The sequence below is a fragment of the Vibrio sp. 970 genome (genome assembly GCF_033339075.1).
This window is the reverse complement of record NZ_JAWOTW010000004.1, coordinates 218191-230260: the sequence shown is the minus strand read 5'-3', so window position 1 is coordinate 230260 and position 12070 is coordinate 218191. Positions and strand designations below refer to the sequence as shown.

Genomic DNA, 12070 nt, shown 5'->3' with positions numbered 1-12070 from the left:
TTATTTATCTTTCGATGACATCTGTTCTTTCAGTTTTGCCAACTCTTTTTCAATTTCGTCTTGTGCCTGCAACTCTGCAAACTCTTGTTCTAGCGATTTAGCATTACCAGTTTGAGCATACAGGTCTGCTTCCGCTTCCATTTCATCCACTTTACGTGAGTACTGCTCAAATTTCGCCATCGCTTCATTAGTGCGGCTAGTGTGCAGGTGTTTTTGCACATCACGACGGTTAGATGCAGTTTGGTTACGAATTGCTAGTGCTTGCTGTTTTGCGCGCGTTTCGGCAATTTTGCTTTCCAACTTACCAATCTCGCCAGTAAGCTTATCGATCGTTTCTTCCACTAAGGTTTGCTCAGTGTGGAGGCCTTTAATCACTTGCTCTAGCTTTTGCTTTTCAATTAACGCTGCACGAGCTAGATCTTCACGCTCTTTCACTAATGCTAAGCTCGCTTTTTGGCCCCATTCGCCAATTTGCTCTTCTAACGTTTCAACCTTACGAGCCAACTCTTTCTTGTCTGCAATCGCTTTAGCCGAGTTAGTACGCACTTCAACAAGTGTGTCTTCCATTTCTTGAATGATAAGACGGATCATTTTTTCAGGATCTTCCGCCTTGTCCAGTAATGCACTGATGTTTGAGTTAACGATATCTGCAAATCGAGAAAAAATACCCATAACGGAACTCCTCTTTTTTCCTATTAAAACTCGACAAGGTGGTGATTAACCTTGTGTCTCCCTGAATATATAACAAGTAACGTGCCAACTTATAATTTTCTTTTAAATCAGAGTGTTATTCATTTTGTTGTCGTTACACACTATTGTGCTATGATGTTTTTCACCAACTGTTGGTGAAATTTACCAACTCTATCTCTAAATCATGGCTCGGCTGTTAAATAAGAAGGACTTTATGAAGCAAAACCTGATTGGTGAATCACCTGCTTTTCTCGCTGTACTAGATAAAGTATCACAACTTGCACCCATTGAGCGCCCTGTCCTCATCATTGGTGAACGAGGTACGGGTAAAGAACTCATCGCTCAGCGTTTGCATTATTTATCAAGACGTTGGGATAAACCACTACTATCACTCAACTGTGCGACATTAAGCGAAGGGCTAATAGATTCCGAATTGTTTGGACATGAATCCGGCTCCTTCACAGGCTCTAAAGGTAAGCATAAAGGGCGTTTCGAGCGTGCCGAGGGCGGTACTTTGTTTCTTGACGAGCTGGCGACCGCACCACTTTTAGTTCAAGAAAAGCTATTACGCGTCATCGAATATGGTGAATATGAGCGAGTTGGCGGTCATACCGCTCTCAATGCGGATGTTCGACTTGTTTGTGCAACCAATGCCGACCTACCAAAATTGGCAGAGCAAGGTGATTTTCGTGCAGATCTGCTCGACAGGCTAGCCTTCGATGTCATTATGTTACCGCCTCTTCGCGAGCGCAAAGAAGACATTCTCTCTTTAGCAGAGCACTACGCGATGAAAATGTGTCGTGAACTGCAACTGGAATACTTTGTCGGTTTTACCCCAAAAGCGCAGCAGTCGCTTATTGAATATGAATGGCCCGGTAACGTCCGCGAACTAAAAAACGTGATTGAACGTGCGATTTACCAACATGGTCTGAATGCTCACCCAATTGATGAACTGGTTTTCAATCCTTTTGAAACGGTTTGGCACAGCGCGCTTGGCCATAGTGCAAAACAAGCAGAACAACAAGAAGAGGAAGCATCAAGCAACACCATCCAATTCCCTCTAGACTATAAACAATGGCAAGAGGAACAAGATATCCATTTACTCAATCGTGCATTGGAAGAAGCCAAGTTTAATCAACGACAAGCAGCCGAGCTACTTGGCTTGAGCTATCACCAATTACGAGGGATGGTTAGAAAATATGGTTTGGTCGGACAAAGCTAACTTGACCGAGAGTACTCAATCAATACACGAGCTCGTGACTGCGCTCTAATTCGCATGCATTTATGGCATAACACCTTACAGTGTATGGATTTTATGTTTGGAGCGAGTTCACAAAGGTGATAAATTAGCGAGATCATTTTCGCTTGTTAGCTTTGAAAGAGTAAGATCAAACGAAACGAGCAAGATCCAATGAACATTTCATATTATGAATGCTTTTATAAGATTATCGCTGAGCCTTATTGGGATTAGCCTACTGACCGCTTGTGGCGATGAAATTGACCACAATGATATTCGCAAAGCTGGCTTTGTGTTTTGCGGACAAGGTAAGCCGACCACGTTTAACCCTCAGCTTATTGATAGCGGTATTACCGCAGAGGCTCTGAGCCCGCAGCTGTACGATACGCTGCTCACGCTCGATCCTAAATCACATCAGCCCGTGGCAAGCATCGCCGAGAGTTGGTCAGTAAATGAATCAGGGACGGAATACACGTTTAAGCTTAAACGTGGTGTTAAATTCCAAACCACGCCTTGGTTCACACCCACTCGCCCATTGAATGCAAAAGATGTGGTATTTAGCTTCAAGCGAATCATCGATGTAGACCATCCTTTTCACCAAGTAGGTGGTGGTTTTTATCCATGGTTTGCAGGGTTAGATTTTCAAAACCTACTCCAAGACGTGGTTGCAATAGATGAGCATACGGTAAGGTTTACGTTATCTCAGCCAAACTTTTCTTTCTTGGCCAATATTGCCACCAGCCATGCGGTTATCTTGTCTGCGGAGTATGGACAGCAATTGGCAGCAAAAGATCATAAAGAAGAAATCGACCAACTTCCTATCGGTACCGGCCCTTATCAATTAAAAGAGTACCAAGTGAACGATTTGATTCGATTAGAGCGTCATTCTAATTACTGGAAGTCACCAGCAAAAATGGAACAAGTGGTGTTCGATATCTCTCACAGAGGCACGGGTACATTAGCTAAACTTTTAAGAAACGAGTGTGACGTACTCTCTTCACCTATTTCGAGCCAAATACCTGTCATTCAAGAAAATGACAACCTTGAGCTGACGGCTACACCAGCTAACAACGTTTCCTTTATTGCGATAAACACAGAAACCACCGCGCTGAGTGATGCTCGAGTTCGCCAAGCTCTTAACTTAGCGATCAACCGTCAAAATATTTTAGATTCGGTTTACTACGGAACTGGCTCCCAAGCTTATACCTTGCTACCACCAAATTCATGGGCTTATCAAAAAGACAGCGTAAAAATTCGTTATGACCGGAATTATGCATTGGCACTACTTCGAGATGCAGGCTACGAAGACGGCCTAGAATTGACCATGTGGGTACCACTTGAACCACGTGCTTTTAACCCAAGCCCTCGCAAGACTGCGGAGTTAATCCAAGCGAATTTTGCCGATATTGGGGTTAAATTAACGCTACTGACCGATGATAGGTTTGAACGTGTGGATTTGGAGAACATCAACGATATCGATTTACTTTTAACAGGTTGGATTGGTGATACCGGGGATCCTGACAACTTTTTCCGCCCTTTATTATCTTGCGAGTCTGACCGCGTTGGCCTTAACGTGTCCATGTGGTGTAACGATGACTTCGATTTCTTGCTCGATTTGGCGTTAGAAACTCAAGAACCGCGTTACCGTTTGAACCTATATCGCCAAGCACAGAACATTTTGAATCAAGAGTTCCCGGTTATTCCTCTGGCGCATGGCGTGCAGTTCCGTGTGCACGACAAATCGCTGACAGGCTTCAAATCAAGCCCTTTCAATGCCCAACCGTTTGATAGAGTTGAGAGAATTCACTGATGTTTTGGTATACCGTTCGACGCTTTAACCTATTTATCATCACTTTGATGATCCTTACATTAGTGGGTTTTTCTCTGCTTCGCCTTGACCCTCTCTCGCACTGGGCAAACGTTGATTTTTGGTCTGGTTGGCAAACTTACTTAATCAACCTTTCTCAGCTTGATTTTGGCATAAGTAAAAACGGCAACGCGATTTATGACGAGCTCGCCGTCGTATTCCCTGCCACTTTGGAACTGTGCTTTTTTGCCTTTTTGGTGTCCCTTTTGATCGGTATTCCACTTGGAACCGTGGCTGGGATGAAGCAAGGTAAATGGCTCGACACCAGCATTTCATTCATGTCGATGTCTGGTTATTCCGCCCCAATTTTTTGGGTGGCTCTGTTACTTATCATGGTTTTTTCATTAGAGTACCAACTCTTTCCCGTGGCAGGACGATATGACCTGCTTTACGAAATTGATCATGTAACCGGATTTGCCATTATCGACGCATTCATGGCGAAAGGTGAATACCGCGCTCACGCACTGCAAAGCGTCATTGAGCATATGGTGCTGCCATGTTTGGTGCTTGCTTTGGCTCCAACCACCCAGGTTGTCGGACTAATGCGCTCCTCGGTAGCGGAAGTGATGAGCCAAAACTACATCCGTGCAGCGAGAATCAAAGGTCTTTCTAACCGCGAAATCGTAACTCAACATGTATTGCGGAATGCGATACCGCCTATCATTCCCAAGGTTGGTGTTCAACTTTCGAGTATGATTACCTTAGCTATCATCACGGAGTCTATTTTTAACTGGCCAGGTATTGGTCGTTGGCTTTTAGATGCGCTAGCAAGCCAAGACTATGCATCTATCCAAGCTGGCGTGATGGTACTTGCGACTTTGGTTCTTACCGCTAACATACTCTCGGATTTGATTGGCGCGATGATTAACCCTTTAGTTCGAAAGGAATGGTATGCTAACAAATAACGTTTATCAGGAAGAGCGCATTCCAACACAGTTTGAGCGTTTTTGGCGAAGCTACCGCGCCAACGGACTAGCCATGTTTGGCTTGTGGTGCTTGGTGTTTATCGTCCTTATTACCATTTTTGCCCCCCTACTTGCACCATTTGACGCCCAAGCACAGTCAGGTGAGTTGCTTGTGCCGCCATCATGGGCTCCAGCAGGAACGGTTGATTACTTTTTGGGGACCGATGACTTAGGTAGAGATATTCTTTCGCGCCTGATTATGGGCTCTCAGCTGACATTTGGCGCTGCTGTCGCCATCACCGCAATTGCTGCCGTTGTAGGCTGTTTAATTGGCGTATTGGCAGGTATGACGAAAGGCTTACTGTCGAGTACTCTCAACCACTTGCTCGATACCGTCATGTCGATCCCGTCGCTCTTATTAGCAATCATTTTTGTGGCATTTCTAGGCTTTGGTGGGTTCAATATTTTACTCGCAATCTGCTTGGCTTTGATTCCGCGTTTTATTCGCTCCGTTTATATCGCAGTCCACACCGAAGTTGAAAAAGACTACATAATGGCAGCACGCCTTGATGGCGCTAATGATTTCTACTTACTGTGGAGTTCAATTCTTCCTAACATTCTGACGGTCATTGCCGCTGAAATCACACTCGCGCTCTCTGCTGCGATTTTAGATATTACGGCACTGGGTTTTCTTGGCCTAGGCGCACAGGCACCAAGCACCGAGTGGGGAGCAATATTAGGTGACTCTGTCGAGCTTATTTATATTGCACCTTGGACAGTGACCCTACCCGGCCTGACCATCATGTTTACTGTTATTACCCTAAACTTAGTAGGTGAAGGTGTACGTCAAGCGCTTAATGCGGGGATCGAATAATGCCGTTGTTAGATATTCGACATTTGACCATTGAGATCGAAACACCTCAAGGGTTGGTCAAAGCCGTTGACCGAATGAGCCTAACTTTGAACGAAGGCGAAATTCGTGGTCTTGTAGGTGAGTCTGGCTCTGGAAAAAGCTTAGTTGCAAAAGCGATTGTCGGTGTGAGTAAAGATAACTGGCGCATCACCGCTGACCGTATGCGCCTTGGCAATATTGACTTGCTTCAGCTTACGCCAAAAGAGCGTCGGCGCGTCATTGCTCGTGATATTGCGATGATTTTCCAAGAGCCTTCAACTTGTCTTGACCCTTCAGAGGAAGTCGGGCGTCAATTGATTGAATCCATTCCATCTCGCGCATTTGAAGGGAAATGGTGGGAGCGATTTAAATGGCGTAAAAAACAGGCCATCGCGCTTTTGCATAAAGTGGGTATTAAAGATCACAAGCGTTTAATGGGTAGCTACCCTTATGAACTGACTGATGGTGAGTGTCAAAAGGTCATGATTGCCATGGCGATTGCGACCAAACCTAAATTGCTGATAGCAGATGAACCAACCAACGACTTAGACCCGATTACCCAATCGCAAATTTTGCGTCTGTTGAGCCGCATGAACCAACTTAATAACACAACCATTCTGCTTATCGGCCACGACTTAGCGACCATAACACAGTGGGCAGGACGTATTACGGTAATGTATTGTGGTCAGTCGGTGGAGTCTGCCGATACCAGTAAAATCATTGCGGCACCCAAGCACCCGTACACCGATGCCTTGCTTAAAGCGATGCCTGACTTTAATGATTGGGTACCACACAAGCAAAAACTCCAATCCCTACCGGGCTCGATTCCGCCATTGCAGCATCTGCCTATCGGTTGTCGCCTCGGACCACGTTGCCCATATGCGCAGAAACAATGTGTAGAAATTCCACACACCAGACGAATTAAGAATCATAAATTTAACTGCCACTTTCCATTGAACACGGAGAAAAAGTCATGAGTGCGTTACTTGAAGTCGATAATTTATCGAAGCAATTTGTTACGCGCTCCCGTCTGTTCAAACGTCAGGTTAATGAGGCAGTTAAACCGGTAAGCTTTACTTTAGAGCCAGGACAAACTATTGGTTTTATTGGTCAAAACGGGTCAGGAAAATCCACACTAGCTCGTATGCTTGCTGGCGTTGTTGAACCAAGCTCCGGAGAGATCCGTGTGAATGGCGAACGATTGGAGCACAAAGATTACGCGACACGCTGCAAGCTCATCCGCATGATTTTCCAAGATCCAAACACATCGTTAAACCCACGAATCCAGATTGGTCGTATTTTAGAAGGTCCGCTAAAGCGAAATACCAACATGCCGCCAGATGCGCGCATGCAGCGTGTAAAGAACACCCTGCTCCGCGTAGGATTGCTGCCTGAGCACGCCTATTTTTATCCACAAATGCTAGCTGCCGGTCAAAAACAGCGCGTGTGTTTGGCTCGTGCACTTATTCTTCAACCTTCCATCATTGTCGCTGATGAGGCGTTAAACGGTTTGGATATGGCAATGCGCTCGCAGATCATTAACTTATTCCTCGAGTTGCAAGAAGAGATGGGATTGTCATTTGTGTACGTGTCTCAGCATATTGGCATTGTTAAGCATATTACTGATAAAGTGATGGTGATGCATGAAGGTGAAGTGGTCGAGTTTGGCGAGACCAACCAAGTATTGACTCATCCCGAGCATCCTATTACTCAACGACTAGTCGAAAGCCACTTTTATAAAGCGCCAAGCCATCAAACAAAATAGCTTATCAAAGATGTAATCGTGCAAATGTAAAGAAGCCTGCTTTAACGCAGGCTTCTTTATTGCATGGGTACTAATCAAAAAACTAACGGCGGCTCGCTTGTTTGCGCAGTTCAAAATCAAACTCGTCAGGAAACAATACGACCCCTTCTTCATTTTGATTTGGGAATACAACAATCGATAGCTCGTCATCCTCTAGACCAGAGGTCCAACGGCTGTGCCACTTGTTTAAAGAGATCGCCTCAGGCTCGCAATCTTCCCAATCACCATTCGCCCATTGCAAAGCAAATTCTTCGTTTGGCCATACTGGTACACAATCATCATCTTCTGTATTTAACATGACACAGCCATGTTCGTCTTTCAGAATCCAAACCTTACGATTCGCCACAATCTCTTTTACGCAGTACTTTAAACGTTGCTCTTCGTTGTAGCGATTAATGGTATCCATCTGCTCTTGGGTCAGTTGCTCAGACATATTCGTCTCCTATTTCCCATAGAAAAATGCCCGCAGCTAGGCGGGCATTTAAAGTATATGCTAGAAAATTAAGCTAGCTCAGTTTGAAGCCAAGGCCAACCTTGCTTCTTACGGCTTAGCGTGTTTTCCATCATTAGCATGCCGTCTTTTTCGTGCTTAACAAGCTTCTCAGCCCACTCACCTTTGTATAGAAGACGAGTTTGAGCAGTCGTGATGTCTGTTAGCATTACAGCAGCGAACGCTAGGTTATCTTTCTCACAACGAGATTCTAGGTCTGCTTCTAGTGCTTCGATCATACCGTCAACTTGCTCAAGAGTTGCAAGTTCAACCTGACCAACCACTACGTCACGACCGTTGAATGGGTAACCTTTAAGGTCTTTCTCAACAAGCTCAGCCGCTGATAGACCTTCGATGTTTGTTTTAGCAATTAGAAGATCTTTAGTGAACGCGTCAACATCTTGTACGTCTGCGATTGCCGCTAGTTCAGCAACGGCATCTTTGTCTTTTTGTGTACAAGTTGGAGAAGCAAAACCTACTGTGTCAGATAGAATTGCTGACATCATTAGCTTAGCAATTTGTGGAGTAATCGCGTGACCTTCAATCTTGAACATGTTGAATAGAACAGTGTTGGTACAACCAACAGGCCAGATCCATGCTTCCATTGGGTTTACTGTCATCACGTCACCTAGACGGTGGTGGTCAACAATACCCGCAATTTCAGCTTCTGCGATATCGTCTGGTGCTTGTGCTAGATCTGAGTAATCTACTAGCCAAACGGTCTCACCCGCAACTGATGTGCGAAGCTCAGGAACTTCAGCGCCAGCAACTTCTAGGATGTGCTGAGTTTCACGGTTGATTTCGCCTTGGCGAATTGGCATAGCTTCAACGCCACGCGCTTTTAGAAGTTCAGTTGCAACGAGTGCACTACAAATACTGTCGCTGTCTGGGTTCTTATGACCTACAACTAGAATCATGTTTCTTCCTATTCAAGTCAATTTTATACGCCGCCTAATACAGTTAATTAGGGCGTGTTTGCTCACAAAGGCCGATACTTTACCTGATTTCAGAGAGTTTGACACGAAGAAAAGTTCACAATGCTATTGCGAATAAATCTCATTTACATATAATGATAATTATTCCTATTTGCATTTGAGTAAACGATGAACGCGACCCAATTATTACACTCTGCACAACAGTTGTTTCAGCCTACTCAGTTTCGTTTAGCTTATAAGCGATTGCTGATCCCTATCGTCATGCTCATTTTGCTAGGCAATGAAAATACACGTGACGTAGCCGTACAGACGCTATCCGACTCATTCTGGGCGGTGTCATGCTATGTTGCTGCCACATTGGCTATTTATCATTATCTTTCAAACTTTATGTCGAAAACCAATCGAATTACCGAGCTATATCATCGCTCGCGTAATCATCAGGTTTTCTTTGCTTCTTTGTTGGGTGCTTTGCCTGGCTGTGGTGGCGCTATTGTTGTGACAACGCAATTTATTAGTGGCCGAGTAGGATTTGGTGCGATTGTCGCGGTACTTACTTCAACAATGGGTGACGCTGCCTTTTTACTTCTGGCCGCCAAACCAAGTGTTGGATTAGGCGTGGTTGGATTAGGCATTATCGTGGGTACTCTTTCAGGGTTAGTCGTTAATGCTTTTCATGCTGATAACTTTCTGCGACCAGAACCAAAAGAAGCACCTCAGACACATGCTTGTTGCCAACACCAGACAGACCGACACACACCCCTTGAACAACGTGCAATCAATCTACAAGGCGCATTTTGGAAATGGCTTATTGTGCCTGCTAGTGTCGTTGCTGTGTTAATGTCTTTCCAAATCGATATTAATCAGCTGTTGTCTTTGCAGGCCAATACCATTGAATGGCTAGGCGCTATCTTCGCGGTGATCACAATGTCGTTGTGGGCTATGACAAAAGAGCTCGGCGATTATCAGTCAACGGTCTCTGAAGATGAAAAAATCGTGGACTCACACCCGATTCAAAAAGCAGCACAAGATACGAATTTCGTCAGTGCTTGGGTGATCGTGGCGTTTCTGGCGTTTGAACTGACGACCTATTTTTCTGGACTCGACCTTGTAGAAACCTTTTCTCATTGGGGAATTTGGATGCCATTAGCTGGCCTAGCCATTGGTATGTTGCCTGGTTGTGGACCGCAAATTTTAGTCACTAGCCTATACATTTCTGGTGCAGCGCCACTTTCTGCGCAACTGGCCAATGCGATTTCTAACGATGGTGACGCCCTATTCCCCGCTATTGCAATGGCACCGAAAGCTGCTTTGGTCGCGACTATTTACTCGTCCATTCCTGCGTTTATTGTTGGATACGGGTATTACTTTTTATTCGAGTTCTAACGCTCAGAGCATCAAACGAGAAAGGAGCCGCAATAGGCTCCTTTCTTGATCTTGGTATTAGGCGATTTACTTCACGTTTTATGCTGTAACGATCGCTTTCGCATTGAGCCCTTTATCCACGCTCACCATTAACAACTGGCAAGGTTCTTGGTTTAGCTTTTCCCCTGTCCAGTAATCATACCAGTCCACCGGTTGATCAGACGTCAGCGTAAATTCCATCGCTCCGTAACTCGCATAATTAAACAAACAATGGAGGTCATTCTTCGTCGTTAGTTTTAAAAACGCGTGATTTAAACTCAAAGCGGTAAACTTTGCAGATTGCTGGTTACGTTGTTGACGTAACATGAGCTTAGACAGTGTCTTCTTAGCAAACGGCGTAATCTCAGGGAGCGGGTCACCAGACAGCAGCAAACCACCACTCGCTAATAACACCGTGCGATGAAATTCATACTCTTCTCTGGATGCAGATTGATTAGCTAATGAAGTGAACGTGGCGCAATCCGGGTCAATTTGCCACAATTTTCGATGCTGCCAACTACGGTAAAAGGTTTCTTTGGCTATCTGTTCGAATCGACGACTATGACGCTCTACATCGTCAGAAACACGCATTGCATCCACAAGCCCCAGAGATGGCCACATTGGCGCGTTGCAACCTAAAAGCCACGCATCACCAGCGCCTTTGGCAATCGCTTCCATTCCTAAGCGATACGCCTCAACGCCTGTAATACCAGATTGTTTACGAACACCTTTTAAGGTGCCCCAATAGTTCGCGTCTAGCTTGAACAACTCAACGCCCCACTCTTGTCTCATGACAGAGACTACATTCGTCAGATGGTCTTGTACTTCTGGGTTTGAGGTATCGAGTATGTACCAAGGCGTGCATCGCCAACCACCGTATGTGACATCTTCTGCTTTAAGTAAGCCACCATCCTTGTGACGCACAAACCAATCTGGATGCTGTTTGAAGATCTCCGACTCAGGCTGTGCAATGAAAGGCGCCATCCAAATTGCCGGCTTTTTTCCTTTTGCACGGATATTATGAATGAGCTCTTTTACGCCACCAGAAAACTTATCTGATGGGGTTAACCAATCGCCCATAAAGGCTTGATAGCCATCATCCAGAAGTACCCACTCTAGGTCTTCGAGCTTATCTTTCATACAATCTACGTTCTGCATGATGTTTTGCTCTGTCACGTCTGCGTAGTACGCGTACCACGAACACCAACCAACAGGCGCATCTTGTGTCACACCTTGGCGAACAGGATGATGCTCTGCAATCATCTCGCCATAGGTTTGATAAAGCTCGGACAGCGATTGACCACAGAGTACCGCCACGGATTCAAGTTGATTACTTTCCCAATCCGCCACTTGAGTCAACTCACCATCAATTGCGGCTGATAAAACCCAATGCCCATCACGCAGCACAACATCAAAATAGCCTGCAAAGCGATGACATGATGTGAAGCCAAATAATGTGTAGCCCGCTGAACCTTCCACCACTAAATAGTTGTAATAACGCTTAGGTGCATTTTTAGGGTAGATTCGATAAGAAGGATTATTGTCTGGGCAGCGACCAATATCAACGGGGTGATTGATCGTTCCCGCCGTTTGCGCCAACATTTGAAAACCATCCCCAATTACGTTGGCCTCGTGCTCGTACAAAAACGGCATTTCGAATAACACTTCACGGTCCGTAAAGGTTTTATTGTGAAGGCCAGCAAAAGAAAAATGTAATTGATTACCCTCGACTTCAACTTGGAAGTCATTGTTATTCACAGTGATCTCAGTGTGATTTGCTAATTGAATGCTCTGAGCCATAAAGAGTCTACTCACTTAATTATTATTGTTTAGCTTGGCGCATTATCTC

Annotated in this window: 11 protein-coding genes; 7 read left to right on the top strand and 4 right to left on the bottom strand. The window is 45.0% G+C overall.

Going from position 1 to position 12070, the window contains the following annotated elements; translation table 11 throughout:
- Positions 1 to 672: a phage shock protein PspA gene (gene pspA / locus R7Q11_RS08085; protein WP_005378119.1), complete on the bottom strand. Its 672-nt coding sequence runs from the start codon at positions 670 to 672 to the stop codon at positions 1 to 3.
- Between the two features lie 232 nt (positions 673 to 904).
- On the opposite strand from pspA, the gene pspF reads away from it, so the two are divergent.
- From pspF to R7Q11_RS08055, 6 genes are all read left to right on the top strand, one after another.
- Complete coding sequence (gene pspF / locus R7Q11_RS08080; RefSeq protein ID WP_017820869.1) at positions 905 to 1912, top strand: phage shock protein operon transcriptional activator; 1008 nt, start codon at positions 905 to 907, stop codon at positions 1910 to 1912.
- A 205-nt stretch (positions 1913 to 2117) separates the two neighbouring features.
- Positions 2118 to 3737 carry an ABC transporter substrate-binding protein SapA gene (gene sapA, locus R7Q11_RS08075; protein ID WP_017820870.1) on the top strand — a complete coding sequence of 540 codons (1620 nt, stop codon included), beginning with the start codon at positions 2118 to 2120 and terminating at the stop codon, positions 3735 to 3737.
- The gene (locus R7Q11_RS08070) at positions 3737 to 4699 is read left to right on the top strand and encodes an ABC transporter permease (RefSeq protein WP_005378122.1); all 963 of its coding nucleotides are present in this window, start codon (positions 3737 to 3739) and stop codon (positions 4697 to 4699) included. The genes sapA and R7Q11_RS08070 overlap by 1 nt, the downstream gene beginning before the upstream one ends.
- Positions 4686 to 5573 carry an ABC transporter permease subunit gene (locus R7Q11_RS08065; protein WP_005378123.1) on the top strand — a complete coding sequence of 296 codons (888 nt, stop codon included), beginning with the start codon at positions 4686 to 4688 and terminating at the stop codon, positions 5571 to 5573. Before R7Q11_RS08070 ends, R7Q11_RS08065 begins: the two co-directional genes overlap by 14 nt.
- Positions 5573 to 6568: an oligopeptide/dipeptide ABC transporter ATP-binding protein gene (locus tag R7Q11_RS08060; protein ID WP_005378126.1), complete on the top strand. Its 996-nt coding sequence runs from the start codon at positions 5573 to 5575 to the stop codon at positions 6566 to 6568. Before R7Q11_RS08065 ends, R7Q11_RS08060 begins: the two co-directional genes overlap by 1 nt.
- Positions 6565 to 7356, top strand: coding sequence for an ATP-binding cassette domain-containing protein (locus R7Q11_RS08055; protein WP_005393308.1), 792 nt, complete (start codon positions 6565 to 6567; stop codon positions 7354 to 7356). The genes R7Q11_RS08060 and R7Q11_RS08055 overlap by 4 nt, the downstream gene beginning before the upstream one ends.
- 82 nt (positions 7357 to 7438) lie before the next feature.
- Here R7Q11_RS08055 and R7Q11_RS08050 read toward each other — a convergent pair whose 3' ends face one another.
- Both R7Q11_RS08050 and R7Q11_RS08045 read right to left on the bottom strand, forming a co-directional pair.
- A complete protein-coding gene (locus R7Q11_RS08050) occupies positions 7439 to 7828 on the bottom strand; it encodes a DUF2750 domain-containing protein (protein ID WP_005378129.1) in 390 nt (129 codons plus the stop codon).
- A 68-nt stretch (positions 7829 to 7896) separates the two neighbouring features.
- Positions 7897 to 8802: a manganese-dependent inorganic pyrophosphatase gene (locus R7Q11_RS08045; protein WP_017634678.1), complete on the bottom strand. Its 906-nt coding sequence runs from the start codon at positions 8800 to 8802 to the stop codon at positions 7897 to 7899.
- A 186-nt stretch (positions 8803 to 8988) separates the two neighbouring features.
- Between R7Q11_RS08045 and R7Q11_RS08040 the strand changes: the two genes are divergently transcribed.
- Positions 8989 to 10203 carry a putative manganese transporter gene (locus tag R7Q11_RS08040; RefSeq protein WP_017820871.1) on the top strand — a complete coding sequence of 405 codons (1215 nt, stop codon included), beginning with the start codon at positions 8989 to 8991 and terminating at the stop codon, positions 10201 to 10203.
- 78 nt (positions 10204 to 10281) lie between these two features.
- On the opposite strand, the gene R7Q11_RS08035 is transcribed toward R7Q11_RS08040, so the two are convergent.
- Entirely contained in the window at positions 10282 to 12021 is a 1740-nt protein-coding gene (locus R7Q11_RS08035; protein ID WP_206969772.1) for a glycoside hydrolase family 36 protein, read from the bottom strand.
- Positions 12022 to 12070: the final 49 nt, after the last annotated feature.

Coding starts and splice junctions, on each gene's coding strand:
- pspA (WP_005378119.1), bottom strand. CDS start 672: ATGGGTATTTTTTCTCGATTTGCAGATATCGTTAACTCAAACATCAGT.
- pspF (WP_017820869.1), top strand. CDS start 905: ATGAAGCAAAACCTGATTGGTGAATCACCTGCTTTTCTCGCTGTACTA.
- sapA (WP_017820870.1), top strand. CDS start 2,118: ATGAATGCTTTTATAAGATTATCGCTGAGCCTTATTGGGATTAGCCTA.
- R7Q11_RS08070 (WP_005378122.1), top strand. CDS start 3,737: ATGTTTTGGTATACCGTTCGACGCTTTAACCTATTTATCATCACTTTG.
- R7Q11_RS08065 (WP_005378123.1), top strand. CDS start 4,686: ATGCTAACAAATAACGTTTATCAGGAAGAGCGCATTCCAACACAGTTT.
- R7Q11_RS08060 (WP_005378126.1), top strand. CDS start 5,573: ATGCCGTTGTTAGATATTCGACATTTGACCATTGAGATCGAAACACCT.
- R7Q11_RS08055 (WP_005393308.1), top strand. CDS start 6,565: ATGAGTGCGTTACTTGAAGTCGATAATTTATCGAAGCAATTTGTTACG.
- R7Q11_RS08050 (WP_005378129.1), bottom strand. CDS start 7,828: ATGTCTGAGCAACTGACCCAAGAGCAGATGGATACCATTAATCGCTAC.
- R7Q11_RS08045 (WP_017634678.1), bottom strand. CDS start 8,802: ATGATTCTAGTTGTAGGTCATAAGAACCCAGACAGCGACAGTATTTGT.
- R7Q11_RS08040 (WP_017820871.1), top strand. CDS start 8,989: ATGAACGCGACCCAATTATTACACTCTGCACAACAGTTGTTTCAGCCT.
- R7Q11_RS08035 (WP_206969772.1), bottom strand. CDS start 12,021: ATGGCTCAGAGCATTCAATTAGCAAATCACACTGAGATCACTGTGAAT.